Annotated in this window: 27 protein-coding genes; 11 read left to right on the top strand and 16 right to left on the bottom strand. The window is 71.1% G+C overall.

Going from position 1 to position 26,416, the window contains the following annotated elements:
• Positions 1-40: 40 nt before the first annotated feature.
• From thpD to AB0J40_RS14640, 8 genes are all read right to left on the bottom strand, one after another.
• Positions 41-943, bottom strand: coding sequence for an ectoine hydroxylase (thpD, locus tag AB0J40_RS14605; protein WP_364452339.1), 903 nt, complete (start codon positions 941-943; stop codon positions 41-43).
• Between the two features lie 31 nt (positions 944-974).
• The gene (locus AB0J40_RS14610; RefSeq protein ID WP_364452341.1) at positions 975-1,367 is read right to left on the bottom strand and encodes an ectoine synthase; all 393 of its coding nucleotides are present in this window, start codon (positions 1,365-1,367) and stop codon (positions 975-977) included.
• Between the two features lie 11 nt (positions 1,368-1,378).
• Positions 1,379-2,632: a diaminobutyrate--2-oxoglutarate transaminase gene (ectB, locus tag AB0J40_RS14615; RefSeq protein ID WP_364452343.1), complete on the bottom strand. Its 1,254-nt coding sequence runs from the start codon at positions 2,630-2,632 to the stop codon at positions 1,379-1,381.
• 15 nt (positions 2,633-2,647) lie between these two features.
• A complete protein-coding gene (gene ectA / locus AB0J40_RS14620; RefSeq protein WP_364452345.1) occupies positions 2,648-3,157 on the bottom strand; it encodes a diaminobutyrate acetyltransferase in 510 nt (169 codons plus the stop codon).
• A gap of 219 nt (positions 3,158-3,376) precedes the next feature.
• On the bottom strand, positions 3,377-6,310 hold the full coding sequence (locus tag AB0J40_RS14625; RefSeq protein WP_364452347.1) for a patatin-like protein: 2,934 nt from the start codon (positions 6,308-6,310) through the stop codon (positions 3,377-3,379).
• Positions 6,311-6,413: 103 nt separating this feature from the next.
• Positions 6,414-7,226: a zinc-dependent alcohol dehydrogenase family protein gene (locus AB0J40_RS14630; protein ID WP_364452349.1), complete on the bottom strand. Its 813-nt coding sequence runs from the start codon at positions 7,224-7,226 to the stop codon at positions 6,414-6,416.
• A 57-nt stretch (positions 7,227-7,283) separates the two neighbouring features.
• On the bottom strand, positions 7,284-8,519 hold the full coding sequence (locus tag AB0J40_RS14635) for a DUF445 domain-containing protein (protein WP_364452352.1): 1,236 nt from the start codon (positions 8,517-8,519) through the stop codon (positions 7,284-7,286).
• 4 nt (positions 8,520-8,523) lie between these two features.
• Positions 8,524-9,315 carry an Abi-alpha family protein gene (locus AB0J40_RS14640; protein ID WP_364452354.1) on the bottom strand — a complete coding sequence of 264 codons (792 nt, stop codon included), beginning with the start codon at positions 9,313-9,315 and terminating at the stop codon, positions 8,524-8,526.
• Between the two features lie 72 nt (positions 9,316-9,387).
• Here AB0J40_RS14640 and AB0J40_RS14645 point away from each other — a divergent pair, with 72 nt between their 5' ends.
• Entirely contained in the window at positions 9,388-10,209 is an 822-nt protein-coding gene (locus AB0J40_RS14645; RefSeq protein WP_364452357.1) for a maleylpyruvate isomerase family mycothiol-dependent enzyme, read from the top strand.
• A 3-nt stretch (positions 10,210-10,212) separates the two neighbouring features.
• Here AB0J40_RS14645 and AB0J40_RS14650 read toward each other — a convergent pair whose 3' ends face one another.
• Genes AB0J40_RS14650 through AB0J40_RS14665 form a run of 4 tightly spaced genes read right to left on the bottom strand, consistent with a single transcriptional unit; the run spans position 10,213 to position 13,467 of the window.
• Positions 10,213-10,674, bottom strand: a complete 462-nt coding sequence (locus AB0J40_RS14650; RefSeq protein ID WP_364452359.1) for a lipopolysaccharide assembly protein LapA domain-containing protein — start codon at positions 10,672-10,674, stop codon at positions 10,213-10,215.
• 46 nt (positions 10,675-10,720) lie between these two features.
• On the bottom strand, positions 10,721-11,860 hold the full coding sequence (locus AB0J40_RS14655) for a dipeptidase (RefSeq protein WP_364452362.1): 1,140 nt from the start codon (positions 11,858-11,860) through the stop codon (positions 10,721-10,723).
• 42 nt (positions 11,861-11,902) lie between these two features.
• Positions 11,903-12,505 carry an alpha/beta hydrolase gene (locus tag AB0J40_RS14660; RefSeq protein WP_364452365.1) on the bottom strand — a complete coding sequence of 201 codons (603 nt, stop codon included), beginning with the start codon at positions 12,503-12,505 and terminating at the stop codon, positions 11,903-11,905.
• Complete coding sequence (locus tag AB0J40_RS14665; RefSeq protein ID WP_364452367.1) at positions 12,502-13,467, bottom strand: ring-cleaving dioxygenase; 966 nt, start codon at positions 13,465-13,467, stop codon at positions 12,502-12,504. Before AB0J40_RS14665 ends, AB0J40_RS14660 begins: the two co-directional genes overlap by 4 nt.
• A gap of 84 nt (positions 13,468-13,551) precedes the next feature.
• On the opposite strand from AB0J40_RS14665, the gene AB0J40_RS14670 reads away from it, so the two are divergent.
• A complete protein-coding gene (locus AB0J40_RS14670; RefSeq protein ID WP_364452370.1) occupies positions 13,552-14,001 on the top strand; it encodes a MarR family transcriptional regulator in 450 nt (149 codons plus the stop codon).
• 35 nt (positions 14,002-14,036) lie between these two features.
• Here the strand turns inward: AB0J40_RS14670 and AB0J40_RS14675 are convergent, their stop codons facing one another.
• The 3 genes from AB0J40_RS14675 to AB0J40_RS14685 form a co-directional block, all read right to left on the bottom strand.
• On the bottom strand, positions 14,037-14,909 hold the full coding sequence (locus AB0J40_RS14675; RefSeq protein WP_364452373.1) for a helix-turn-helix transcriptional regulator: 873 nt from the start codon (positions 14,907-14,909) through the stop codon (positions 14,037-14,039).
• Between the two features lie 209 nt (positions 14,910-15,118).
• A complete protein-coding gene (locus tag AB0J40_RS14680; RefSeq protein ID WP_364452375.1) occupies positions 15,119-16,333 on the bottom strand; it encodes an MFS transporter in 1,215 nt (404 codons plus the stop codon).
• A gap of 118 nt (positions 16,334-16,451) precedes the next feature.
• A complete protein-coding gene (locus AB0J40_RS14685) occupies positions 16,452-16,880 on the bottom strand; it encodes a hotdog fold thioesterase (RefSeq protein ID WP_364452585.1) in 429 nt (142 codons plus the stop codon).
• A 277-nt stretch (positions 16,881-17,157) separates the two neighbouring features.
• Between AB0J40_RS14685 and AB0J40_RS14690 the strand changes: the two genes are divergently transcribed.
• From AB0J40_RS14690 to AB0J40_RS14730, 9 genes are read left to right on the top strand one after another with little or no spacing between them, the layout of a single operon-like run.
• A complete protein-coding gene (locus tag AB0J40_RS14690; protein WP_364452377.1) occupies positions 17,158-18,144 on the top strand; it encodes an AvrD family protein in 987 nt (328 codons plus the stop codon).
• A 15-nt stretch (positions 18,145-18,159) separates the two neighbouring features.
• Complete coding sequence (locus AB0J40_RS14695) at positions 18,160-18,879, top strand: AAA family ATPase (RefSeq protein WP_364452380.1); 720 nt, start codon at positions 18,160-18,162, stop codon at positions 18,877-18,879.
• 11 nt (positions 18,880-18,890) lie between these two features.
• Complete coding sequence (locus tag AB0J40_RS14700; protein ID WP_364452381.1) at positions 18,891-19,883, top strand: beta-ketoacyl-ACP synthase III; 993 nt, start codon at positions 18,891-18,893, stop codon at positions 19,881-19,883.
• A 14-nt stretch (positions 19,884-19,897) separates the two neighbouring features.
• Positions 19,898-20,143, top strand: a complete 246-nt coding sequence (locus AB0J40_RS14705; RefSeq protein WP_364452384.1) for an acyl carrier protein — start codon at positions 19,898-19,900, stop codon at positions 20,141-20,143.
• Positions 20,140-20,901 (top strand): HAD-IB family hydrolase, encoded by a 762-nt coding sequence (locus tag AB0J40_RS14710; protein WP_364452387.1) that lies wholly within the window; start codon positions 20,140-20,142, stop codon positions 20,899-20,901. Before AB0J40_RS14705 ends, AB0J40_RS14710 begins: the two co-directional genes overlap by 4 nt.
• Entirely contained in the window at positions 20,898-21,839 is a 942-nt protein-coding gene (locus tag AB0J40_RS14715; protein WP_364452389.1) for an NADP-dependent oxidoreductase, read from the top strand. Before AB0J40_RS14710 ends, AB0J40_RS14715 begins: the two co-directional genes overlap by 4 nt.
• A gap of 22 nt (positions 21,840-21,861) precedes the next feature.
• Positions 21,862-23,406, top strand: a complete 1,545-nt coding sequence (locus AB0J40_RS14720; protein WP_364452391.1) for an MFS transporter — start codon at positions 21,862-21,864, stop codon at positions 23,404-23,406.
• A gap of 17 nt (positions 23,407-23,423) precedes the next feature.
• Positions 23,424-24,971 (top strand): FAD-dependent monooxygenase, encoded by a 1,548-nt coding sequence (locus AB0J40_RS14725; protein ID WP_364452394.1) that lies wholly within the window; start codon positions 23,424-23,426, stop codon positions 24,969-24,971.
• Between the two features lie 11 nt (positions 24,972-24,982).
• The gene (locus AB0J40_RS14730; RefSeq protein ID WP_364452397.1) at positions 24,983-25,396 is read left to right on the top strand and encodes a nuclear transport factor 2 family protein; all 414 of its coding nucleotides are present in this window, start codon (positions 24,983-24,985) and stop codon (positions 25,394-25,396) included.
• A gap of 54 nt (positions 25,397-25,450) precedes the next feature.
• Here AB0J40_RS14730 and AB0J40_RS14735 read toward each other — a convergent pair whose 3' ends face one another.
• Positions 25,451-26,308: a helix-turn-helix transcriptional regulator gene (locus AB0J40_RS14735; protein WP_364452400.1), complete on the bottom strand. Its 858-nt coding sequence runs from the start codon at positions 26,306-26,308 to the stop codon at positions 25,451-25,453.
• Positions 26,309-26,416 lie beyond the last annotated feature (108 nt).

Genomic DNA, 26,416 nt, shown 5'->3' on the forward strand with positions numbered 1-26,416 from the left:
GTAACAGGGCGCACCGGGTCGGTCACCGGCGGGCCCACCCTCAGCGCGAGATCGGGGTCGAGTCGCGGCCGGCGATGAACGCGGGCCGCGGCGCGCTCGCCGCGAACGGCTCCTGCAACGCGTTCTCCACGCTGTTGAACACCAGGAAGATGTTCGAGCGCGGGTACGGGGTGATGTTGTTGCCGGAGCCGTGCATGATGTTCGAGTCGAACCACAGCGCCGAGCCCGCCTGGCCGGTGAACTGGTCGATGCCGTACTCGGCCGCCATCTTGGTGATGTCGTCCTCGCTCGGCACGCCCACCCGCTGGTCCTTGAGCGAGCTCTTGTAGTTGTCGTCGGGCGTCTCGCCGGCGCACTGGACGAACGTCCGGTGCGAGCCCGGCATGATCATCAGGCCGCCGTTGAACGGGTAGTTGTCGGTCAGCGCGATGGAGCAGCTGACCGCGCGCGGCGACGGCATGCCGTCCTCCGCGTGCCAGGTTTCGAAGTCCGAGTGCCAGTAGAAGCCGGTGCCCTTGAACCCGGGCATGTAGTTGACGCGGCTCTGGTGGATGTACACCTCGGAGCCGAGCAGCTGCCGCGCCCGGTCCAGCACGCGCGGGTCGCGCACCAGCTCGGCGATCAGGGCCGAGATCTCGTGGACGTCGAAGATCGACCGGACCTCACCGGTCTTCGCCTCGGTGATCACGCGCTCGTCCTTGGCGAGCTCCGCGTCGGAGGACAGCCGCACCAGCTCCTGCCAGTACGTCTGGACCTCCCCGACGGACAGCACGTCCTCGACCACGGTGTAGCCCTTGGTCTCGTGGTTCGCCAGCGTGGCGGCGTCGATCGGGCCGTCGGCTTCGGTACCCCACACCGTGGGGTGCACGCGCGGCAGGTGCTCCGGCGTACCGGTGATCCGGGTCGGGTAAATGTCGTCGACCCGGGTGTCCGTCAGCGTCACGGGCTTCGCCTCCTGTTTCCTCTCCGGTGTGCTACGAGTCTTCGGTGATCAGCGGGTACACGCCGTTCTCGTCGTGCACCTCGCGGCCGGTCACCGGCGGGTTGAACACGCACACGCACTTGATCTCGGTCTTCGGCCGGACCTGGTGCTTGTCGTGGTCGTTGAGCAGGTACAGCGTGCCGGGCTTGAGCTCGTACACCTTGCCGGTGGCCAGGTCCTCGATCTCGCCCTCGCCGGAGGTGATGAACACCGCCTCGATGTGGTTGGCGTACCAGAAGTCGTTGACCGTCCCCGCGTACAGCGTGGTCTCGTGCACCGAGAAGCCGACGCCCTCCTTGGCCAGGATGATTCTCTTGCTGCGCCAGTTCGGGGTCTTGATGTCGGCGTCGGTGTCGGTGATCTCGTCGAGCGTGCGGACGAGCACGGGCAATCTCCTTACTTCTTCAGGACGGCCTTGATGGACTCGTCGATGATCGACAGGCCCTGCGTCAGCTCGTCGTCGGTCAGGGTCAGCGGCGGCAGCAGCTTCATGACTTCGCCGTCGGGACCGGAGGTCTCCATCAGCAGGCCGCGCGCGAACGCTTCCGCGCAGACGCGGCCGGCCAGGTCGCCGTTCTGGAACTCGATGCCCCGCGCGAGACCGCGGCCCTTGGCGTACAGCTTCGCCTCGGGGTAGGTCTCGACGATGCCGGAGAACGCCGCGGCGATGCGCTCGCCCTTGGCCTTGGTCGACTTCTCGAGCTCGTCGTCGCTCCAGTAGACGTCGATCGCCTCCTTCGCGGTGACGAACGCCGGGCTGATGCCGCGGAAGGTGCCGTTGTGCTCGCCCGGCTCCCAGACGTCGAGCTCCGGCTTGATCAGCGTCAGCGCCATCGGGATGCCGTAGCCGCCGATGGATTTCGAGAGGCAGACGATGTCCGGCTTGATGCCGGCGTCTTCGAAGCTGAAGAACGGCCCGGTGCGGCCGCAGCCCATCTGGACGTCGTCGAGGATCAGCAGGATGTTGTGGCGCTTGCAGAGGTCGTCGAGGCCCTTCAGCCACTCCAGGCGCGCGGCGTTGATGCCGCCCTCGCCCTGCACGCCCTCGACGATCACCGCGGCCGGCTCGTTGAGCCCGCTGCCGGAGTCCTCGAGGAGCTTCTCGAAGTACAGGAAGTCCGGCATCGCGCCGTCGAAGTACTTGTCGTACGGCATCGGGGTGGCGTGCACCAGCGGAACGCCGGCGCCGCCGCGCTTCATCGAGTTGCCGGTGACCGAGAGCGCGCCGAGCGTCATGCCGTGGAACGCGTTGGTGAAGTTGATGACCGATTCCTTGCCGGTCACCTTGCGCGCCAGCTTCAGGGCGGCTTCGACGGCGTTCGCGCCGCCCGGCCCCGGGAAGACGACCTTGTAGTTCAGGCCGCGCGGGTCGAGGATCTTGTCGCGGAAGGTCTGCAGGAAGTCCCGCTTGGCCACGGTGAACATGTCCAGCGCGTGGGTGACGCCGTCGCGCTGGATGTAGTCGATCAGCGCCTGCTTGAGCGCCGGGTTGTTGTGCCCGTAGTTCAGCGCGCCGGCCCCGGCGAAGAAGTCCAGATAGGGCTTTCCGCTCTCGTCGTAGAGGTGGCTGCCCTGGGCGCGGTCGAACACGACCGGCCAGCCGCGGCTGTAGCTGCGAACCTCGGATTCGAGCTCTTCGAAGATGCTCATGACGTTTCTTTTCTCCTACTCGCCCGGATCATTGCGCGGCTTCAGCGGACCGATGCGGTAAAGCTCTTCGGGCAGGTGCCCGGCTTCGGGGAATTCCTCCCCGGCGAACAGCACACTGGTTTCCATCGCGGCGTTCCAGCGCTTCGCGAACGACGTGAACAGCCCGATGGACGCTTCGTTGTCCGGGGTGATGGTGGTCTCGAGGTAACGCACCCCGCCGTCGACCAGGCGCGTGTACAGCGCGTCGAGCAGCGCTCCGGCCAGGCCCTTCCCGCGTTGTGACGCGTCGACCGCGACCTGCCAGACGAGCGCCGTCTCCGGCTCGTCCGGCCTGCGGTAGGCGATGACGAATCCGACCGCCTTGCCGTCCTCACGCGCGACCACCGAGGACTCGGCGAAATCGCGGCACCACAGCATGTATGCGTACGGCGAGTTGAGATCGAGCTTGGCGGAATCGCGCGCGATTCTCCACAGCTCCGCGCCGTCCGCCTTGGTCGGGGATTCGATCAAGTGCGTTACGGACATACTCAGGAAACGTAACAGAGAATTTTCGCCCCGCCAGCGACGTGGCTCACGACCCCCGCAATGACCTGCGACGACGCGGAGTACCCGGTGAGCAGTCCCACAAACATGTTTGAAGTGGACGGTGCTTGGGCACACGCGCGCCTGGGCCGCTCGCGCGTGGCTCGCGACCTACCCGCACGATGAACCCTCGGCGCCGTGATCGCAAGGCGACGGGCCGTGTCAGGCGCGCCCGCGGTGGCGGATACGGCGCCAGATCCCGCTCACCGGCATCACGACCGCCGGCAGGACCAGCAGGCCGGAGACCACAAGCCACCACACCGCGCCTTCACCGCGCCGCCAACCCGCGACCACCCCGCCGAGCCAGCCGAAGAACGGCCCGGCGACCGGCGGCAGGAACGCGGCCAGCAACAGCGCCGCGACCACCAGCACCCCGAGCGCGGCGATCAGCCGCCGCGCGAACCGGCCCATCGTGAGCAGCGCCGTCGCCAGGTAGACGACCGCGCCGGCGAGGACGGGGAGGCCGATCCACTGGAGCACGGCGCCGCCGTTGTTGCCGAGCACGAGGCCGGCCAGCAACGCGAGGACACCGGCCGCGAGCGAGCCCGCGGTGCCGAGGCGGGACGCGCCTTGGGCGACCTTCGCCGTGCTCCTGGCCACCGTCCGCAGCATGCCCGCGACCGTCTGCGGCCAGCCGCCGGGCAGCCGGAACGCGACCGTGCCGGCGTTCACCACGGCCGCGCCGAGCGCGACGAGCGTGCGGGTCAGCCGCGCGGTGCCCTGCTCACCGGCCAGCTTCTCGGCCGAGACGCGGCAGGCCTGGAACCGGGCCTGGGCGGCGCCCACGTCGACGCGGGGGCGCTCCGCCGCCAGCGCGGCTTCGATGTTCTTGGCGTCCCGGGCGTCGTGGCGGACCGTGACGTCGACGACCGGCAGCTCCTCGGCGGCGATTTCGGCCTGCCGCGGCCGGGCCAGCACCATCGCCGTCACCGGCAGGCTGAGCGGCCGCTCGGACGTGAATTCGACCGGCTGGAGGTCGGCGTCGAGGCCGAGGAAGGCCAGCTCGGCCGTCAGCTGGTCGCGCAGCTGCGCCGCCTCTTGCGGCGTGCACCGGTCCTGCTCGCCGGGCTTGCGCCAGGCCGGGCCGAACGCGGCGACGAGCTCGTCGCGGAACCGCTCCCGGCCGAGGACGTCCCGCAGCGTTTCGAGGCGGACGGGGTCGAGCAGGCACTGGACGAGCCAGCCGGCGCCGTCGACGCGGCCCCACATCCAGTCGCTGGCCCGCCAGGACGCCTTGTAGAACGCGCCGAAGTAGTTCGCCTGCAGGCCGGTCAGCTTGTCCCCCGACCGCTGCCGCGTCATGTCCAGCAGCGTCCGCGAATCGGCGCTGACCTGCACGAGGTCGACGCGCTGGTCGACCGACGGCGCCTGGGCGAGCAGCCCGCGCGTCGCCACGTGCAGGGCCAGCAGCCGGGCTTGGACGACCTCGTCGGCCACGTCGGGCGTCAAGGCCAGCCAGTCCAGCAGGGTGGTCACGGTGTCGTCGCCGTCGGCCAGCGCGCGCAGCGTCGGCGCCGCGGCGCGCAGGCCCGCGACGACCTTCGGCCACGCGTCGGCGACGGCGGCCGAGCGGCCCAGCCCGGCCCACTCCTCGGCCAGCTCGCGGATCCAGACCTCGAGGGTGCTGCTGGCACCGGGCCCGGCGTGCGCGGCCACCCACTGCCCGAGCCGGACCCCGCGCGCGGCCGTCGACCGCGCCGCGTGCAGCTCGGCGCGGGCGTCGTTGAGCTCCTTCGCGCGCGTGGCGTCCGGCTGCAGCCGGAACCCCGCGTTGACCAGCTGCAGGCCGGTGGCGACGGCGTCGTCGAGCGCGGTCGTCCGGTACCCGACGAGGTCGGCCACGGCGACGGCGGCGGCCGGCGGCCCGGCCGGCACCCCGCTGCTCAACCCGGCCACGGCGATCGCGCGCAGCTGCCGAGACATGCCAGACGCCCAGTCGCGGTCCGGGGTGTCCGCTTCGGACAGCGCGTACCGCCGCGCCGCCACGCGGACGAGCTCGGCGGCGTCCTCGGCGGTCCGCCGCTCGAGGTAGGCGGCGGCGATCCGGTCGTCGACGAGGTGCTCGGGCCCGCCGCGAAGTCCCAGTGCGGCCAGCGAAACCCGGGTGTCGCGCGCGCGGAGCACGGCGTCGTTGTGCCGGGTCAGGTCGTCCAGTTCCGCGCTGATCGACTGGCTCATCACGGTGTTGACGACCTTGGCCATGGCGTGCGAAAGCAGCGGCGGGTTCGCGGCGTCGCACTCGACGGCGTCGGCGTCCTTTTCGCCGGTGGGCACGACGTAGAGCAGCAGCCGCCGGACGTCCGTGTGCGACGGACGCTCGAAGATCTCGCGCAGCGCGGGTCGCAGCGGTTTGTTCAGCAGCACACCGCCGTCGGTGAGCCAGTGCGAGCGGGTCAGCTCGGTGTAGGGCGTCATGTCGGGGTGCAGCCGGTCGGTGGCGTCGGGCCCGATGGGCATCCGCGAGAGTTCGAACGCACCCGGGAACGACGCGGTGGAGCGGGCCGCCAGCGCGAGCGGCCCCTCCACCCCGGGTGTCCACAGTGGACCGCAGAACCGGAACAGCATCCGGTGTTCGGTGTCCCGCACGAGGTTCCCGAGCGCGTCGTCGAACCGGGTGGTCTCGCCGTCGATCATCGTCCCGGTGAGCAGCACGGTGACGTCGGGCTCCTCGGCGGGCGGCCGGCCCTTCCCGGTGATCTGCCGCAGCGCTTTTTCGAGATCGTCGAGCAGCACGCGGTCGCCGTCGAGCACCGACCGCGGTTGCGGTTCCCGCGGGTCCCGGATCAGGTTTTCCAGCGACCCGGTGGTGATCCAGGTGTCGCGCAGGACTTCCGGCGTGGAGCCGAAGGCTTCGGCCAGCCCCAGGCAGGCGGCGTTGACGCCGCCGGCACTGGTCCCGGTGAGGACGTCGACGGAGACGGTGGCGCGGAGCAGGTCGAGGAGTTTCCGGTAGAGCCCGGGCTCCACGTCCCCGCGCGATTCCCGCAGCAGCCGGGACGTCTCGGTGGCGACCCCGCCCATCCAGATCGCCAGGCTGGACCCGCCCACCATGGTCACGGCGAGGCGGATCTCCTGCGGCCAAGGTTCGGCTGTCATGGGCTCCCCCACCCGCTCGTCGTCCTGACGCAGACTAGAGGCGCAAGGTAAGCGCCGGGATACGTCCGGGTGTACGGCCGTTCGGGTGGAGTTGCTCGCCCTCTCAGCCGCCCACGGTCACGACCACCTTGCCGAACTGCCCGTTCGCTTCGAGGTACCGGTGCGACTCGGCGACGTCGGCCAGGTCGAAGGTCCGGTCCACGCGCGGCCGGAAGGTGCCCGCCCGGACGCCGGCGCGGACGAAGTGGTGGGCCCGGGCCAGCCGGTCCGGGTCGAGTGTCAGGTCGAAGGCGTTGAACAGTCGCATGGTCGGCACGAACCACCGGGGTTTCCTTCGCGTCGAGTGCGCCGTAGACGACGAGGGTGCCGCCTTGGCGGTGGCCGCGGCCCGCTCGCGGACGCCTTCGCCGGCCACGGCGTCGAAGACGAACTCCGCGCCCCGGCCGCCGGTGATTTCCTTCGTCCGCGCGGCGACGCTTTCGTCGTCGGTGACGATCACGTGCGCCGCACCGGCGTCCAGCAGCCGTTGTTTCTTCGCCTCGGTGCGCGTCGCGGCGATGGGAACGGCACCGATGTGGTTGACGACGTCTATGGTCGCGAGCCCGACGCTGCTCGACGCGGCGGTGATGAGGACGACGATCGCACCGTAGGCGGTGAGGAACGGGCCCCACAGGGCGACGGTTTCGCTGGCAGCAAGGCCTTCCGGGCGGCGGAGCACGGCGGACGCGGGGACGATGGCCGCTTCGCCGTAGACGCCGTAGTCCCGCATCGAGAAGCCGGCGACGGTGTTGACGGCGTCGCCGATCGCGAAGCCGGTGACGCCTTCGCCCAGGGCCTCGACGACCCCGGCCGCGGAGTAGCCGAGCTTGGCGGGGAACTCGCCGGGGCGTTCGAAGTACGTGCCGGCGCGGAACATCGCCTCGGCCCGAACGTTGGTGCCCGGGCCGGACAGGCCAAGCCAAACCAGCCCCGCTTAGACCGCCAGGTGCTCCAGCAACAGCACCTGACCTTCACCGACCGCGAACCCCAGCACCGCCCCGGTGGCGATCAGGATCCACTCGTCCTGCTCGAAGGCCGGCCGCAGCAGCCGCTCGAACTCGCGCGGCGACAGCTCCTTCATCTTCGACACCAGCACGTTGCGGATGTCCATCGCGTCCGTCGCGTAGTCCTCGATGTACCTCATCGTCTCCGGCAGCCGGGACATGATCTGCGACGCGATCGCCAGCTTCATGTCCTGGTACTTCCGCGACCCCACCGCGAACACCAGCAACGGCTTCGCGACGCTCCCCAGCTCGCGGTCCAGCTGGCGCTGGATCAACGCCAGGACCCGGTCCGACAGCGGTCCGTGCAGAATCGCTTCGATGACGTTGTGCGGGGTGATGATCTCCTTCGCGATCAACGACCCGTACGCCTCCGCCACCTCCGCCCGGCGCTTCAGGAACAACCCTTGCCACTGCACGCCGAAATAGCGGCGCGGCTCGATCGGGTAGAAGATCATCCGCAGGGCCAGCCAGTCGGTGAACCAGCCGGTGAACAAACCGAAGATCGGCATGATCGGCGGGAACTTGAACAGCACCCACGCCACCATCTGGATCACGCCGATCGCGCCGCCGAAGACCAGGCCCGAGCGCGCGATGAACTTGAACTCCTTCGCGCCCGCCTCCTGGAAGATCCGGTTCAGCAGGCGCTTGTCCTTGACCAGGCTGGTGACCACCATGCCCTTGAGGTCGAACACACTGTCCACATCGGACTTGATCAGGTCGAGCACCGCCGCGACCATGCGCGGTGACTCGTGCTGGACGCGCTCGATCACCAGGCGCTGGACGCGGACCGGCAGGGACTCCCACAGCCCCGGCTGGTAGTGGCCCGCCACCTCGCGGACGATGTCCTCGACGCCCGCCAGCAGCGGTTTCTCGATTTCCTGGGCGATGCGGGAGGCATCGAGCCGCGCCACGACCTCGGCCGGCTTGATCAGCTGCTCGGTCATCGTGTCGCAGGCGATGCTCGCCATCCGCGCCGCGCGCTTGGGCACGATGCCCTGCCAGCCCAGGAACGGCTTGACGCCGATGAACTCCACCGGCTGGAACATCATCCGGATCGCGACGAGCTTGGTGCCGTAGCCGATCAGCGCGGCGACGATCGGGATCGACACGTAGAGGGGCCAGTGCCGCGCGAAGTCGGCGAGGATGCCGCTGAGGAACGCCCCCATGCGGTCAGCCGAAGCTCGGGTCGCAGGCCTGCCAGAACTGCGCCCCCAGGCGCGAGATGTGGATCGTCCGCCGGACGAACTTCGCGCGCTTGACGTGCTTCTCCGCCTCGCGCACGGTTTCGTCGGTCAGCAGGATCTCGTACTGCGTCTCCAGCGACGGCACCTCTTCGTCGAGGTCGACCAGGCCCAGCCCGATCAGCCGCGTCACGTACCCGGGCACCTGGTCCGGCAGCGAAACCCCGGCCGCCTTGCCGACCGTCGAGGCGTTGCGCAGCGCGACGCGCCCGGCGCCGCCCAGGCCGGTCCGCTCGACGACGTCCACCGCGGGGAACGGCGAGCCGTCCGACAGCGCGGACAGGATGCGTGCCTCGTCGGGCGTCAGCTGGCGCAGGATGATCGCGTAGAAGTATTCGCGAGCGCGGTCGCGGCCGAAGCCGATGGAGTGGTTGAGCAACTCGGCCATCGCGGCGCGCAGCGGCTCGGTGTGGTTGTCGCGCGCCGGGATGAGCGTGACAGTGGCTTCCACCTTCCCGGGCACCGCCGGGCGGTTCATCGCCGACGCCGCCGTCAGCGCCGCGTGGTACGGGTCGTCGACCTCGTCGAGGCGGCGTCGCAGCTCGCTCAGCAGCTGGTGCTCCACCTGCCGGACCGTGCGTTCGGCGGTCTCGACGCCGGGGAGCTTGCGGCCCAGCGCGAAGCCGGTGCGCGCGGCCCAGCCCGCCAGCTGCCCGGCGCGGCGGGCGAGGTCGGCCACCTCGTCGCCGGTGCCCCGGCCGTTCGGTCGCTCTGCGTTCACCAGGCCACTCCCCTCTGCGTACGGGCTGATGCTACCTGCGGGTAGGCCAAGTGGCGGTGTTTATATGCACACATGAGTCCGACGCGCTGGGGCCCGCCGATCGACGTCCTCCCGTACTTCTCGAAGGAAGAACAAGCGCTGATGACGCTGCTCGGCGCACTGACCGACGAAGACTGGACGCGGCCGACGATGTGCACGGGCTGGACCGTCAAGGACGTCGCCGCCCACCTGCTGGGCGACAAGGTCGGCCGGCTGTCCCGCGGCCGCGACGGGCACACTTCGGAATCCCCCCGTCCGGGTGAGTCGTTCCCGCGGTTCGTCGACCGGATCAACGAGGAGTGGGTGGTCGCGTGCCGCCGGCTCTCGACGGACGTGCTGCTCACGATGATGTACGAGTTCATGGGCCAGACGACCGAGTACTGGGCGAAGCTGGACCTCGACGCCGAAGGCGAGCCGGTGAGCTGGGCGGGTGACGAGCCGGCGCCGCGCTGGCTGGACGCGGCCCGCGACTATTCGGAGTTCTGGGTCCACCACGTCCAGATCCGCGAGGCCCTCGAACACACGCCGCTGGCGGCGGAGTACGCCGAGCCGATCGCCGACACGTTCGTCCGCGCGCTGCCGCACACGCTGCGCGACGTCGACGCGCGCGTCGGCAAGCAGGTCGGCTACACGGTCACCGGCGCCGGCAAGTGGCACGCGCGCCGCGAGCGCGACGGCTGGACGCTCGACCGCGGCGCCCCGCCGTCGCGCACTCCGCTGGCCACCGTAACGACGGACCTGGACACGTTCTGGCGGCTCTGCACGCGCAACGCCGCCGACCTCGGCCGCGTCCGGACGACCGGCGACGAAAACGTTTGCGCGCGGGTACTGACGATGACGTCGATCATCGTCTGAAGCTCAGCGGCGGCGCGCCTGCTTCCGCAGCTGCAGGATCCGGGCGCCGCCGATCAGCGCGACCAGTGCCGCGCCGCCGCTCGCGGAGAACAGCATCGCGATGGCCAGCGGCAGGCTGCCCTCGGCGCCGAAGAAGTGCACGGTCACCGAGTCCAGGTTCTGCAGGATGAAGATCAGCAGCACGATCAGCACGACGAGGCCGGCGATGACCGCGACCCAGGTGCCGCTGATCCGCGTCGGCCGCGGCTTCTTGCCGGCCGCGGGCCTGCTCGGCGCCGGGCGCACCGGCGCGACCTCCTCGGCGCCGGGCCGGACGTCGCCCGCCCGCAGCTCGGCGGGCTCGAGAGCGCCCTCGGGCACCTCGGTGCCGGCCGCCTCGTGGCGGCCGGGGCCATCGGATCCGGGCAGGTCGTGGCTGGTGGGGCCGGTGGGGCGGTCGGCCGCGCCCCCGCGCGCGTGCGTCATGTCCTCAGTGTCCGTCCGGCACGCGGGGAGCGCCGCGTCAAACCCCCTAACGGGCGAAACCGTCAACCTCCCGCAGCACGCGGAGCGTGTTCTTGCCGGCGAGCTTCGCGCAGTCTTCCTCACTCCACCCGCGCTCGAGCAGCGCCGCGAACAACACCGGGTACTTGGACGTGTCCTCCAGCCCCTCCGGCAGCGTGCCGACGCCGTCGTAGTCGCCGCCGAGGCCGATGTGGTCGATGCCGGCGACCTCGCGGGCGTGCTCGACGTGCGCGACGACGTCCTCGACGGTGGCCTTCGGCTTCGCCGGGCCGTCCCACCCCTTCGCGAACTCCCCCCGGAGCCCGAGGTTCCGGTAGTCCTTGCCCGCGGCCTCCATGGCGGCCTTCAGCTCCTGGTCCCACGCGGAGACCTTCGGCGAGATGAACGCGGGCACGAACGTCGTCATCGCGACGCCGCCGTTGCCGGGCAGCAGCGCCAGTACGTCGTCCGGGATGTTGCGCGGGTGGTCGTTGACCGCGAGGCACGAGGAGTGGCTGAAGATCACCGGCACCGAGCTGACCTCGATCGCGTCCCGCATGGTCGACGGCGCGACGTGCGAAAGGTCGACCATCATGCCGATCTTGTTCATCTCGCGCACGACGTCGCGGCCGAACTCGGTGAGGCCGCCGTGGACCGGCTCGTCGGTGCCCGAGTCGGCCCAGGTGGTGTTGTAGTTGTGCGTCAGCGTCATGTACCGGACGCCGAGGCGGCGCAGGATCCGCAGCACGCCGAGCGACTCGGCGATGCTGTGCCCGCCTTCGGCGCCGAGCAGCGACGCGATCCGGCCGTCGGCGAACGCGGCCTCGGCCTCGTCCGCGGTGTCGACCAGCCGCAGCCGGTCCGGGTAGCGCTCGGCCAGCTGGTGGACGACCTCGATCTGCTCCAGCACCGCCGTCACGGCGCTGTGGCCCTCGAACTCGCACGGCACGTACACCGACCAGAACTGCATGCCGAGCTTCCCGTCCGCGAGCTTCGGGAAGTCGGTGTGCAGGGCGGGCTGCCGCACGGTCAGGTCGAGCGACGCGGCCGCCTCGACCGGGTTCGGGCCGCCGTGCGTCCGCAGTTCCCACGGCAGGTCATTGTGCCCGTCCGCGAGGATGACCGCGTCCAGCAGTTCGGTAGCACGCTGTAGTGCCTCGTTAGTCATCGCCCGATCGTAGGACGCACCGGTATACGGTCCGTACAAACGTCAGGTCATGATCCACTTCGCGGCCGCGCGGACGCCGTCGAGCGTGATCTGGTGCCCGCCGGGGTGGCGCTGCGTGACGACGTCGGCACCGCGCTCGCGCAGCAGCCGGATCAGCTCCTCGGTGGACGCCAGCGGCGCCATCGGGTCGCGTTCGCCGTTGGCCAGGAAGACCCGCGTCGCGCTCAGGTCGTGCGATGGCGGGTCCGGGACCGGCGACATCGCCGCGAACAGCGCGGCTTCGCGGACGACCTCCGGCCGCAGCAGCGTCACCGCGGCCGCGATGTTGGCGCCGTTGGAGAACCCGACGGCGACGAGCCGCCGGTCCCCGAGGCCGTACTTCTCGCGCGCTTCGACGACGAAGTCCGCGAGCTCGTTCGCGCGCTTGACGACGTCCTCGTGGTCGAAGACGCCCTCGGCGAGCCGCCGGAACCAGCGCGCGGCGCCGTACTCCGACACCGGGCCGGCCGGGGCCAGCACGGCGGAGTCCGGGCTCAGCTCGCGCGCCAGGCCGAGCAGGTCGTCGGGGCCGCCGCCGGTGCCGTGCAGCAGGAGCAGCAGCGGCGCGTCCGGCGAGCCCTCGACGTACTTGTGCTCCAGCGTCATGACAGCTCCGGGTTGTTCTCGGCGGGGAGGTTGAGCTTGGGCAGCATGTGCTGGATCTCTTCGCGGCGCGGCTCCAGCCACGGCGGCAGCTTGAGCGCGCGGCCCAGCTCCAGCAGCGGCTCGTCGATGGCGAAGCCCGGTTCGTCGGTCGCGACCTCCAGCAGCGTGCCGCCCGGCTCGCGGAAGTAGATCGACCGGAAGTACTGGCGGTCCAGGATGGACGTGACGTGCACGCCCTGGTCGACGAGCTCTTCGCGCCAGGTCTTCTGGGTCTCCTCGTCGGGCGCGCGCCAGGCGACGTGGTGCACGGTGCCCGCGGCGACCAGCCCGCGCGGCGCGTCCGGCGTCACGAGGACGTCGACCAGCGCGCCCGGCCCGCCGTCACCGGCGGCGAAGCGCAGGCGGTTGCTGTCCTGGGTGGCGAAGGTGAGGCCGAGGCCGTCGGTGAGCATGCCGGCCGTGGCGTCCTCCTTGGTCACGGAGAGCGTCACCGAGTGCAGGCCGCGGATGGCGTGCGCGGCCGGGACCAGTTCGGTGTCCCAGGGGTCGCGCGGGTCGCCCTGCGGGTGCGCGACCAGGGCGAGCTTCAGGCCGTCGGGGTCGCGGAAGGTGATCGTTTCCTCGTCGTCGGCGTTGCGGACCTGCCCGGTCTCGACGCCGTTCGCGGCCAGGTGCTGCTTCCACCAGCCCAGGGACGCTTCGGGGATCGAGAACGACGTCGTCGTCGCCTGGCCGGTGCCGTGGCGGCCGCTCGGCGCGTCGGGCCACGGGAAGAAGGTCATCAGCGAGCCGGGCTTGCCGGAGCTGTCGCCGTAGTAGAGGTGGTAGGTGCCCGGGTCGTCGAAGTTCACGGTGGTCTTCACCAGCCGCAGGCCCAGGGTCCGCAGGTAGAAGTCGGCGTTGCGCTGCGGGTCGCCGCCGATCGCGGTGACGTGGTGCAGGCCGGACGTCTTGATCGACATGGTTGCCTCCTGATTTCCAAGGTAACCGCAGAACCTCTCGCGCGCAAGATATATTCCGTGCAGACTTTCCGGTAGGCTGGCGCCGTGGATCCGAAGACCGACGACGACGAGATCGTCACGTGGTGGGGCCTGGTGATCGAGGGCTACCTGGCCACGCAGGACAAGCTGATGGGCGAGATCGCCGACCGCCTCGGCCTCGCGCCGGCGTCGTTCGACATCCTGCTGCGCCTGGTCCGGTCGCCCGAGCACCGGATGCCGATGACCAAGCTGGCCACCGAGGCGGCACTGTCCAGCGGCGGCTTCACGAAGGTGGCCGACCGCCTGGTCGCCGCGGACCTGATCTGCCGCATCCCCAGCCCGGACGACCGCCGCGTCACGTTCGCGGCGCTGACCGACCACGGCCTGGACATGGCGAACAAGGCCCGCTCGGCGGCGGCGGAGATCCTCCGCCGCATCGTGCTGACCCCGCTGGGCGACGACGCGCAGGCACTCGCGGAAGCGATGCGGACGCTGCGCGCGTTCAACGGCGGCTGAACCGCGGGAGCACGCCTTCGGGCTCCCGGCGGCACTCAGCTGGCCGCGGGGTGCGCCTCCCGCAGCACCGGTTCGTGCTGGCGCAGCAGGTTTTCCAGCTTCACCCGGGTGTCGGACGCCGGGCAGGGCAGGTGCAGGAACAGCCGGATGTGGTCGATCCCGTCGACCCGCCAGGCGTGCACGTCGAAGCTCAGCCGTCCGACCTCCGGGTGATCGATCTCCTTCCGCTTCTTCCACGAGCCGAGCACTTCGTGACTGCGCCACAACGCGGCGAACCGTTCGCTGCGCGAGCAGAGCGACGCGATCAGCCTGCCGAAGCCGGGATCGTTGTAGCGGCCGGCCGCGGCCGCGCGGAAGTGCGCGACCGCCTCGCGTTCGACGCGCTCCGGATCCGAGTAGCGCGACCGCACTTCCTCGTTGGTGAAGAAGCTTTCGAGCAGGTTGCGGTCGCCGGACCCGATGCCGAAGACCACTTCGGCCGCGGCGTTGAAGTCGAGCAGGTTCCACAGCTCGTCGACCACCAGCGCCGGGTTGGGCAGCCATTCGTCGACGACTTGGCCGGCGTCCAGGCCCAGCGGCTCGGCCACCAGGCCCGCTTCCCGCCCCAAGCTGATCCCCAGCAGCTGGTACAGGTAACGCAGTTCGGACGGGTCCAGCCGCAGCGCCCGGCCGATCGCCCGCGCGACGCTTTCCGAAACGTTGATGTCGCGACCCTGCTCGAGCCAGGCGTACCAAGAAGTGCCGATACCGGCGACCACGGCGACTTCTTCGCGGCGCAGCCCGGGCGTGCGCCGCTTACCGGACGAAACGGACAGGCCGATATCGGCGGGCGACAGGCTCGATCTTTTGGTTCGAAGAAAATGCCCCAGTTCAACTCGATTTCTGCTATAGCCCCCAGTTTTACTCATGCTTCCATACTAAGTGGGTCAATACACAAGTCAAGGAAAAGCGCAGGCCGTAGCCGCGCACACACCGGAAGTAGTGCGGAAATGGGGCAGTTCCATTCCGGCGCGCAATAATTCTGAAAACTACGCCTACCAGTGACAGCCGATGATCTTCGCAGCGAATACCGGGCGCGCGAAAAATCCCCGGGTAACCGATTTCACGAAATCACGAGTTAACGCGAGCGCCACCAGGCGTGCAACGCCCACGCGGCCAGCGCGAGCACGGCGAAAACGCCGCCCGCCAGGCACACCGCGAGCCAGCCGCCGCCCGCGTAGGCCGCGCCCGCGACGCCGGAACCCACTGCGCCGCCGAGGAAGTACGTGCCGGTGTAGGCCATCGTGATCCGGCTGCGGGCCTCCGGGCGCAGAGCGTAGATCGCACTCAGGTTGGCCACCTGGACGCCTTGGACGCCGAGGTCCAGCACGACCACGCCGATGATCAGCGGCACCAGCGCGCCGCCGCCGTCGATCGCCATCAGGCCCCAGGACACCAGCACCGCCAGCATCAGCGCGCCGGTCGACCAGCGTTCCCAGCCGCGGTCGACGAACCGGCCGGTGACGCGGGCGGCAACCGCGCCCACCGCGCCGAGCAGCCCGAACAGGCCGATGACGCCCTCGCCGTAGCGGTAGGGCGGGCCGGCCAGCAGGAACGCCGTCGTCGCCCAGAAGGCGCTGAAGCCGGCGAAACTCAGGAAGCCGTACAGGCACCGCAGGCGCAGCAACGGTTCCTCGCGCACGATGGCGACGACCGAGCGCAGCAGTTTGCCGTAGCCGAGCCGGTCGCCGACCGGGACCGTCGGCAGTTTCCGGTGCAGCAGCACGGCGAGCACGACCATCAGCACGGCGGCGGCCGCGTAGACCGCCCGCCAGCTGCCCGCCCATTGCGCGACCAGACCACCGCCGGTCCGCGCGAGCAGGACGCCGACCAGCACGCCGCTCATCACGCGGCCGGTCACCCCGCCGCGTTCGGCGGGCGCGGCGAGCGTCGCGGCGAAGGCGACCATGATCGGCGCGACCACGGCACTGCCCGCGACCACCGCGGAAACCACGGTCAGCGTCTCGATCGACGGCGCCGCCGCCGACACCGCCTGGAGCACGGCGACGACCGAAAGCAGCGCGACGATCAGCTTCCGGCGGTCGGTGATGTCCGCCAGTGGCACCACGAGCAGCAGCCCGGCGGCGTAGCCCGCGGTCGTCACGGTGACGATCAGCGACGCCGCGCCGCTGCCGCGGTGGAACTCGGCCGCGATGGCCGTGAGCAGCGGCTGGACGTAGTAGATGTTGGCCACCGCGAGCCCGGCCGCGACCGCGAACAGCGTGCCCATCGCCTTGGGCATCCCGGCGCCGGGCAGCAGCGTGGCACGGGCGGGCGGGCTTGACGTGGCCACGGCTGGCGACCTCCGGGGTTCGGCAGGAGTGCGTCACGAGCGTCCCAGTCACCGGGCCGCGCGTGCCAGACCGCGTTCTTCCCCCGGACGGCCGGTACTGGTACCCCGACTACCAGCCTCACCGTGGCGGCCGCGGCGCCCGGCGGCTGATGGCGCAGGTCAGCCGGGCCGTGCAGGTGCGGCGGCCGGCGTCGTCGGTGATGACGATCTCGTAGGTCGCGCTCGATCTTCCCTCGTGCAGCGGCGTCGCCACCCCTTTCACGGTGCCCGAAGCGACCCAGCGGTGGTGGGTGCACGACAGGTCCAGCCCGACCGCCTGCCCGCCGGGGCCCGCGTGCTGCCAGGCCGCGAACGAGCCGAGCGTCTCGGCGAACGCGGCGTTCGCGCCGCCGTGCATGATCCCGACCGGCTGGCGGTTCCCGGACACCGGCATCGTGCCGACCACCAGGCCGGGGCGGCATTCGCCGATGACGATCCCGAGTTTCGCGATCAGCTGCTCCGCCTGGTCGCCGACGAGAATCGCGCGGCTGGGGAATTCGGCGTTCATCATGATCCTCCGTGAATGGGAGCCGGAAAACGTTTTCGGCGGACGGTGCGACGTTTTTCAGGCTAAGCCGGATCCCGTTCCCGGCCGCCGCTCGCTGTCGGCCAGATCACAGTGGTGGTGGCAGTACCCGCATACCGGTATGCGTACAAACCAACGCTGGCAGGGCCGACGCCGGGCTGGTTGAGTTCTGGTTGTCCAGCCGCCGTAGATGTCGGTTCACCCATCCGGCCCGCTGCCTCTTTCTTTCACCGAACTCCTTTTGATCGGACGTACTGACATGACCGGGACATCCCTGCGCAAAGCCGTCGACGACCACCTCGGGCCGGGCGCGAAGCGCTTCTTCTCCGCCGGCTACCGCCGGGTCGGCTACCGGTTCGGGCCGGTCGTCGCCGACGTGCGGAGCGAGCACGACACGACCGTGACCACGCACGTCGGGCTGAGCTACCCCGGCGACTGGTCCAAGAAGGCCGACGGCGACCTGCGGCCGCACCTGAGCACCATCGACGCGATCGTGCTCGGCGTCCAGCTCGCCGAAGCCTGCGTCGTGCGGGCGTTCCGCCTCGACGGCGAGGCGCACCGGACGCTCTGGGTCCGCCGGGTCCGGATCCGCGCCGGCCGCGCTCCGGAGGAAGACCTCACCGAACTGCCGCTGGAAGGACGGCTGACCGGCACCGGCACCGGCACGGTGCTGCCCGCGGTGTCCGTTGTGGACTGCCGGGTGGGCGCTATGCGCGTGCGCTGCGAGGTCGAGCACGGCGGCGGCGCCGCGGTCGCCGGGCACGACCTGCTGCCGGGCCTCGACACCGTGCTGGGACCGGCCGAGAACCGGTACTACGGCTCGGGATTCACCCGGGGCGGCCACCGCATCGACGACCTCGAGGTCGACCTCGACACCCTGAGCGCGACCGCGCGCGTCGAGCTCACCGACGCGGAAGCGAGCCAGGGCGCCGAAGCGGCCTACGCCCCCGCGCCGACCATGGTCGACGCCTTCGCCACCGGCCTGCAGCTGGCCCAGATCCTGCTCTACGAGCTGGACGGCATGCACCGCCGCGACAGCAACACCCTCTGGATGCGCACCACCACGCTGACCACGCTCAGTCCACATCGGACGTTCGACCGCGGTCTGCCGCTGCACACCCGGCTCGCCGAGCCCCGGCTCGTCGAGATGCAGGACGGGGTGTGGCGCACCGCCGACATCCACACCGAGTTCGCCGGCGTCGCGTTCACCTGCGGCGTCACCCACGCGCTGCCGCACGGCAGCTGAAACCAGGAGAATCCCGTGAAACTCGCCATTTCCGGCACCTATTCGTCCGGCAAGACCCTGACGTCGTACGCGCTGGCGCACTACGTCGACATCCCGCGCACCCGCGCCCGCACCATGCGGGAGCTGCTGCCGATCGCCGTGCCCGGCAAGACCCTGGAGGAGTGCACCGGCGCGGAGCTGATCCAGCTCATCGTGCGCCGCCACGTCGAGCGCTGCGTGCACGAGAGCCACCTGACCAAGGGCTTCGTCTCCGACGGCTCGTCGCTGCAGGAGTGGCTCTACGGCGCGGTGCGCGTGATCGTCGGAATCAACCCGAACGACTCGGTGCACCTGTCCGACGTCGAGACCGTCACGCGCACGCCCGAGATGGAGTTCTTCGACGCCGTCATGTCGCAACTCGGCTCGGCGATCAAGGACCACGTCCGCGCGACCTACGACGCGTTCGTGCACCTGCCCAACGAGCTCGAGCTGGCCAAGGACGGGCACCGCCCGGTCAACGAGCGGTTCCGCCGGCTGGCCGACGAGGGCATCGCGGCCGCGATCGACGAGCTGGGCATCCCGCGCCACGTCGTCGGCGGCACGCTGCCCGAGCGGCTCAACAAGATCGTCGACCTGTTCGGGTTCGCGCCGGTGATGACCGTCGAGGAGGCCATCGAACGCGCCCGCGAGGAGTACCGCGCGGTCGACATGACGATCGAGTCGGACCGCGCCTGGGCCGTCTCGGCCGTCTCGTGAAGGAGGCCGGGATGAGCAGGGCCGCGGTGCTGCGGGGACTCGGCGCCACCGTCCCCGACCGGGTGGTCACCAACGAGATGCTGGCCGCCCGGATGGACACCTCCGACGAATGGATCACCTCGCGCACCGGCATCCGGGAGCGCCGGGTGGTCGAGCCCGGGATCGCGACGAGCGAGCTCGCCACCGAAGCCGGGCGGCGGGCGCTGAAGTCGGCGGGCGCCGACACGGTGGACGCGCTGGTGCTCGCCACCACGACGCCGGACCACCTCTGCCCGGCCACCGGGCCGACGGTCGCCGACCGGCTCGGGCTCGGGACGGTCCCCGCCTACGACGTCGCCGCCGTGTGCTCGGGCTTCTTGTACGCGCTGGCCACGGCGGCCGGGCTGATCGCGCTCGGCACCGCCGACCGCGTGCTGGTGATCGGCGCCGAGGCGTTCACCACGATCATCGACCCGGACGACCGCACGACCGCGCCGATCTTCGGCGACGGCGCCGGCGCAGTGGTGCTCGAAGCCGGGGACGAGTCCCAGCGCGGCGCGCTGCTCGGGTTCGACCTCGGCAGCGACGGCGCGCTGGCCGACCTGATCATCGTCCCGGCAGGCGGCTCGCGGGCGAAGACGTCGGCCGACCCGGGCGACCACTTCATGAAGATGCAGGGAAAGACCGTCTTCACCAACGCCGTGCGGCGGATGGCTTCGTCGTCGCGAGCCGCGCTGTCGCGCACCGGCTGGCGGCCCGGCGAAATCGACTGGCTCGTCGGGCACCAGGCGAACCTCCGCATCCTGCGGGCGGTCGCCGAAGACCTCGGCCTGCCCGAGGAGCGCGCCTTCGCCAACCTCGCCAAGTACGGCAACACCGCCGCCGCCTCGATCCCGCTCGCGCTCGACGACGCCGCGAGCGCCGGGTTGCTCACCGCGGGCGACCGCGTCCTGCTCACCGCGTTCGGCGGCGGGGCCAGCTGGGGCGCGGTGACGCTCGAGTGGCCCGAACTGCCGCGGAACTGACCGAAGGGGAAACCATGGAAACCACCGTCAACGCCCGGCTCGTCCAGCTGCTCGCCGACAAGGCCGAGCTGCCGGTCGACGAGCTCGGCCCGGATCGCACGCTCGAGGAGATCGGCCTCGACTCGCTGCACCTGATGGAGGTCGCGCTCTGGGTGCAGCGCGAGTACGGCGCGATCGTCCCCGAGGGCGACCTGCACCACGACCTGACCGTCCGCGAAGCGTTGTCCTATTTGGACGAGAAGACCGCAGCGGTCCGATGACCACCCCGGCTTTCGGGGGTCCGGGTGGCGGAGCCCCCGGCCCGGGGCGAAGCCCCGGTTGTCACCGCGCGGCCTTCTTCGACGTCGACGGGACGCTGCTCACCGTCACGAGCCTGTTCCGGTTCCTCGCCTACGACTGCGCGGTCCGCGGCACGCCGGAGTCCTATGTGGACGCGATGGCGAACCTGACCGCGCTGAAGGCCGCGGGCGCGTCCCGCGTCGAAGCCAACCGCGCGTTCTACACGGCCTTCGCCGGTCGTTCGGTGGCCGACCTGGTCACCGGCGGCCGGCGCTGGTTCGCGCTGGAACGTGCGCTCGGCGGCCTGTTCGACCCGCGCGTGCTGACCATGCTGCGCGCGCATTCGGCGAGCGGCGACCTGGTCGTGCTGCTGTCCGGCTCGTTTCCCCCGTGCCTCGAGCCGATCGCCCGGCTCACCGGCGCGGACGTCGTCGTCTGCACCGAACCGGAGGTCGACGGCGGCCGCTACACCGGCCGGGTCGCCGAGCCGATGGTCGGCCGGCGCAAGGCGGTGGCCGCCGCGGCGGTCGCCGCCGGGCACGGGATCGACCTGGCCGACTGCTTTTCCTACGGCGACGACGTTTCCGACCGGGCGGTGCTCGAACTGACCGGCTGCCCGGTCGTCGTCGGCGACGACCCGGACCTCACCGAGCGGGCCGGGCGGCTCGGCTGGCCGCGGATCCCCGCGCGCGGGCCGGCTGAGCGGCCTCCACTGACCTTGAAAGCAGGAATCTCATGAAAGCCGTGCAGACCACCGGCGCCGGCGATCCCGACGTCCTCGTTCTGTCTGAAGTGGACACACCGGTGCCGGTGCCGACGGAGGTGCTGGTGCGCGTGCGCGCCGCCGGTGTCAACCCGGTCGACTGGAAGATCCGCAGTGGCGTCTTCCCCACCGGTGCGCTCGGTGCGCACCCGTTCGTCCAGGGCTGGGACGTCGCCGGCGTCGTCGAAGCCGCTCCGCGCGTCACGCGGTTCTCGCCCGGCGACGAAGTGTTCGGGCTCCTGTGGTTCCCGCGGCAGGCCGGCGGCTACGGCGAGTACGTCACCGCGCCCGCCCGGCAGTTCGCGCGCAAGCCCGCGTCGCTGAGCTTCCCCGAGGCGGCGGCGCTGCCGATGGCGGGCCTGACCGCCTGGCAGACCCTGGTCGACGTCGCCGGGATCGGCGCGGGCGACCGCGTGCTGGTCACCGCGGCCGCGGGCGGCGTCGGCCACCTCGCCGCGCAGATCGCGCACGCGCGCGGCGCCGTGGTCACCGGCACCGCCCGGAAGGCCAAGCACGAGTTCCTCGCATCGGTCGGGGTCGACGAAGCCATCGACTACACCGCCGTCGACGTCCGGGAAGCCGTGCGGGGCCAGGACGTCGTGCTCGACCTGCTCGGCGGCGAGCACACCCTCGGGCTGCTCGACACGCTGAAACCGGGCGGCCTGCTGATCCTCACCATCGGCCAGGTCGCGCCGGAGCTGACCGCGGCCGCCGCCGACCGCGGCGTCCGCATCGCGCCGTTCCTCGTCGAGCCGGACTCCGCCGGGCTCGCCGAGCTGTCCCGCCTGGTGGAGCGGGAAGAACTGCGCGTCCACCTCGACCACGTGCTGCCGCTGGCCGACGTCGCCAAGGCCCACGAGCTCGGGGAAACCGGGCGCACCACCGGAAAGATCGTCCTGCACGTCTCCGAATGACCAACCGCTAAGGAGTTCCGACGTGTCAACCCCCGTGTCCGCGCGGCGCGCGAGCCCGGCGATCACGCTCGTCGCCGTCTGCGTCGCTTGTGGACTGTTGCCGGCGTCCCTCACCGGGACGTCGATCGCGCTGCCCGCGATCAGCGCCGACCTCGGCGTCTCGCTGGTCAGCCTGCAATGGATCGTCAACGCCTACAACCTGACCTTCGCGAGCGTCATGCTCGCCTCCGGCGCGCTCGCCGACCTGCTGGGCCGCAAGCGGATGTTCGCCACCGGCCTGGTCGGCTTCGTCGCCTGTACCGCGGCCGCCGGCTCGGTCTCGAACATCGTGGTGGTCGACGTCCTGCGCGGCGCCGCGGGTGTCGCCGCCGCGCTCGTGCTCACCGCCGCGTCGGCGATGCTGGCGCAGACCTTCGACGGCCCGGCGCGGATGAAGGCGTTCGGCTGGCTCGGTTCGTCGTTCGGCCTCGGCCTCGCGCTCGGCCCGTCGACCTCCGGCGTGCTCGTCGACCTGTGGGGCTGGCGGTCGGTGTTCTTCACCCACGCGCTGATCGCCGCGGCCGTGCTGCTCGCTCTGCCGAAGCTCGCCGAGTCGCGCAACCCGGACGCCTCCGGCGTCGACTGGCTCGGCACCACGACGTTCAGCGGCAGCCTGTTCGCCCTGACCCTCGCCCTGGTCGAAGGCCCGCAACTGGGCTGGGCCGCGCCCGCGGTGCTGGTGCTCTACGCCGCGTTCGCCGTGCTGCTCATCGCGTTCGTGGTCGTCGAACACCGCCAGGCCCGGCCGATGTTCGACCTCGGCCTGTTCCGGCAGCCGAAGTTCGTCGCGGTGTGCCTGATGCCGGTGCTGCTCGCGTTCGGCTTCGTCTGCCTGCTGGTGTTCCTGCCGTCGTTCTTCATCGGGATCACCGGGATGAGCGCGCAGCGGGCCGGGCTCACCATGCTGCTGCTGACCGTGCCGGTGCTGGTGTTCCCGGTGGTGGCGGGCACCGTGAGCAAGACCGTGCCGCCGCGCGTGCTGCTCGGCGTCAGCCTCCTGCTCGTCGCCGCCGGGGCCGCCTGGCTCACCACGATCGACCGGACGTCGGGCGTGGGCACCCTGCTCGGCCCGCTGCTGGTGATCGGCACCGGCGTCGGCATCTCGTTCGGCCTGCTCGACGGCGCGGCCGTGAGCACGGTGGACGCTTCGCGCGCCGGGATGGCCGCGGGGATGTTCAACACCATGCGGCTGACCGGCGAAGCCGTCGCCATCGCCGGGATGGGCTCGCTGCTGGTGAGCCTCACGCAGAGCGGGCTCGTCGGCGGCATCGGGCAGTACCCGGCCGCGGGTGACGCCGGCGCCGTCGCCGACAAGGCCGCCCAGGGCGGCATCGCCGACCTCGCCGCGGCCGTGCCCGCCGGCCGGCGCGAGGCGTTCACCGAGTTCGTGTCCGGCTCCTACACCTCCGCGTTCCACACCGTGCTGTGGCTGCTGGCCGCGGTCTGCGCGCTCGGCGCGCCGGCCATCGCCTGGATGCTGCGCGAACGGACGTCCACTGTGGACGAACTGGCCCCGGCCGCGTCCTGACCCGAAAGGAGTGCACCATGGCAGAGGAACTACCGGTCCTGGTCGTCGGCGGCGGCCCGGTCGGGCTCACCGCCGCCGCCGAGCTCGCCCGCCGCGACGTGCCCGTGCGGCTCGTCGACAAGGCGGCCGAGCCCAGTCCGCTCACGAAGGCCCTGATGGTCTGGCCCCGCACGCTCGAGGTGTTCCGCCTCCTCGGCGGCGGCGAGCACATCGACACCTACGGCCTGCCGATCGACGCGTTCCGCTACTACTCCGAGAGCAAGCAGGTCTGCCGCATCGGCTTCGGCGCCGAGACCCGGCCCTCGGTGATCACCCAGCCCGACGTCGAGACGCTGCTGCGCAAGTCGCTGGCCGACGCCGGTGGCAGCACCGAATGGGAGACCACGCTCACCGGCCTGCGCCAGGACGCCGACGGCGTCGAGGTCACCCTGGCCGGGCCGGACGGCCGCGAGGAGCTCACGCGCTTCGCCTACGTCGTGGGCGCCGACGGCGCGAGCAGCTCCGTGCGCAAGTTCGTCGGTGTCGATTTCCAGGGCAGCACCTACGAAAACCTGTTCATCCTCGCGGACAGCTCGATCGAAGGCGACCTGCAACGCGACGCCGTGCACTACTACTGCTCCTCGCGCGGGGTCATGGTGCTGGTCCCGCTCTACAACGGCCGGTTCCGCGTGTTCACGGCCGGCCCGCCGACCCTGCGCCCGGAGGACCTGACGCCCGCCGTGCTGCAGGGCTACCTCGACAAGCTCGGCCCCGGCGGCCTGCGGCTGCACGACATCGACTGGCTGACGACGTTCAGCATCCACGCACGCCACGCCGAGAAGTTCCAGGTCGGCCGGGTCTTCCTGGCCGGCGACTCGGCGCACGTGCACAGCCCGGCGGGCGGGCAGGGCCTCAACACCGGCGTCACCGACGCGCACAACCTGGCGTGGAAGCTGGCGCTGGTCCACCGCGGCCTGGCAACCCCGCGGCTGTTCGACAGTTACGGGACCGAGCGGGCGTCCGTCGCCTCCGCGGTGGTCAAGCAGGCCCAGACGCAGACCAAGGCGTGGATGTTCAAGAAGCGCTGGCAGACCACGACCCGTGACCTCGCGGCCGGGCTCGCCGACCGGCTCGGCCTGTTCGACCGGTACTACTCGCCGTGGCTGGCCGGGCTGACCAACCACTACCCCGCGGGCGCGGCGGTGGCGGGCCCGGTCGAGAAGCGCACCCGGCGCTCGAAGGTCCTCAGTGGACACCTGCTGCCGAACGACCCCGTGCGCGTCGGGAACACCGTTTCGCCGCTGCGCTCGGTCATGCCGACCGACCGGTACACGCTGCTGGCCACCGCCGACGCCCCGGCGATCCGGGCCCTGCTGGCCGCGCACCCCGAGCTGCTGACGCTGCGCGTGGTGCACGCGGACGGGACGCTCACCGAGTCCTTCACGGCTCCCGCCCGCGCGGGCGGCGAGAAGCTATGGCGCCCCAAGGGGTTCACCGCCGCGCTCGTGCGACCCGACCACTACGTGGCCGCCGTGGAGCCGGCCGCGATCCGCACCCACCTCGCGACCGTCGTCGCCACATCCTGAGGAGATCCCCTGTGTCCACTCCGACCACCGTCCGCGACACCGCCGCCACCATCGGCGAGTTCTTCACCCGCTTCGGCGCCGGCGACCGGGCGGGCGCGCTCGAGCTGTTCTCGCCGGATGCCGACTTCCTCGTCGCGGGCGCGGAAGACTTCGTCCCGTGGGCGGGCCTCCGGTCCACCGTGGCCGCGTTCGACGAGTTCCTGCGCATCGCGATCGAGGACGTCACGACCGAGCGGTTCGACATCACCAAGATCCTCGTCGACGGTGAAGACGGCGTGGTGCTGGGCGAGTTCGCGCACCGGATCCACCGCACCGACCGAGTGTTCCGCAGCCGCTTCGCCCTGCACTTCACCGTCCGCGACGGCCTGATCGTGCGGTACCACATGTTCGAGGACAGCCACCGCGCCGAGCTCGCCTGGCGCTGACCCGCACGCGAACGGGCCCCCGGCTTGATGCCGGGGGCCCGTTCCGTCGGTGGCTCAGGATTCTTCGGACGCGACCCGTTCCGCCTCGGGGCCGGTCCACATCGCCAGCAGCTCCAGCGCCTCCGCGGCCGGGCTGGCCGGCTCCGGGCTGAACGCCACCAGCCGCTGCCCGGTCTCGCCGGGCAGGTCGAAGTTCTCGAACCGCAGCGTCAGCTCGCCGACGACCGGGTGGCGGAACCGCTTGCTGCCGTGCGTCCGCTGCTTGACGTCGCGGCCGGCCCACAGCGTCCGGAACTGCTCGCTCTTCATCATCAGCTCGCCGAGCAGCGTCGCGAGCACCTCGTCGTCGTCGTGGTGGCTGGTGGCCAGGCGCAGCGTGCCGACCGTCGCACGGGCGACGTCCTGCCAGTCGATGAACCGTTCCTTGCTGTCGTTGTCGAGGAAGCCGAAGCGCGCGAGGTTGCGTTCGCGCGGCGTCGCGGCGTCGAAGTCGAAGAACAGCTGGGCGGCGAGCCGGTTCCAGGCCAGCACGTCCATCCGGTGGTTGATGACCAGCGCCGGCACCCGGTCCATCATTCCGAGCAGCTGCGTCAGCTCGGTGCGGACGCGTTCGGGGCGCGGCGAGCGCGTCGACGGCCGCGGGCGGGCCAGGCCGTCGAGGTAGCGGCGCTCGTCGGGGTCGAGCTTCAGCGCGCGGGCGATCGCGTCGAGCACCGCTTCCGACGGGCGGGACGCGCGCCCCTGCTCCAGCCGGACGTAGTACTCGACGCTGATCCCGGCGAGCGAAGCGACCTCCTCGCGGCGCAGCCCGGCGACGCGACGGCGTGAGTTCGCCTCGATGCCGGACTCGCCGGGATCGATCCGGGCCCGCCGCGACTTGAGGAACCGGCCCAGCTCGTTCTGCTCGCTCATACGGCCAGTGTGCCGCACGAACGTGCTGCCGAGCGTGGTCCTGCCAGTACCAGTACCCCTGGTCCGGGGGTCGAAGCGGGATCTGGCCGCGCCGTGCGGGCGCCCCGA

Origin of the sequence: Amycolatopsis sp. NPDC049691 (assembly GCF_040675005.1) — a bacterium.
Taxonomy (GTDB): domain Bacteria; phylum Actinomycetota; class Actinomycetes; order Mycobacteriales; family Pseudonocardiaceae; genus Amycolatopsis.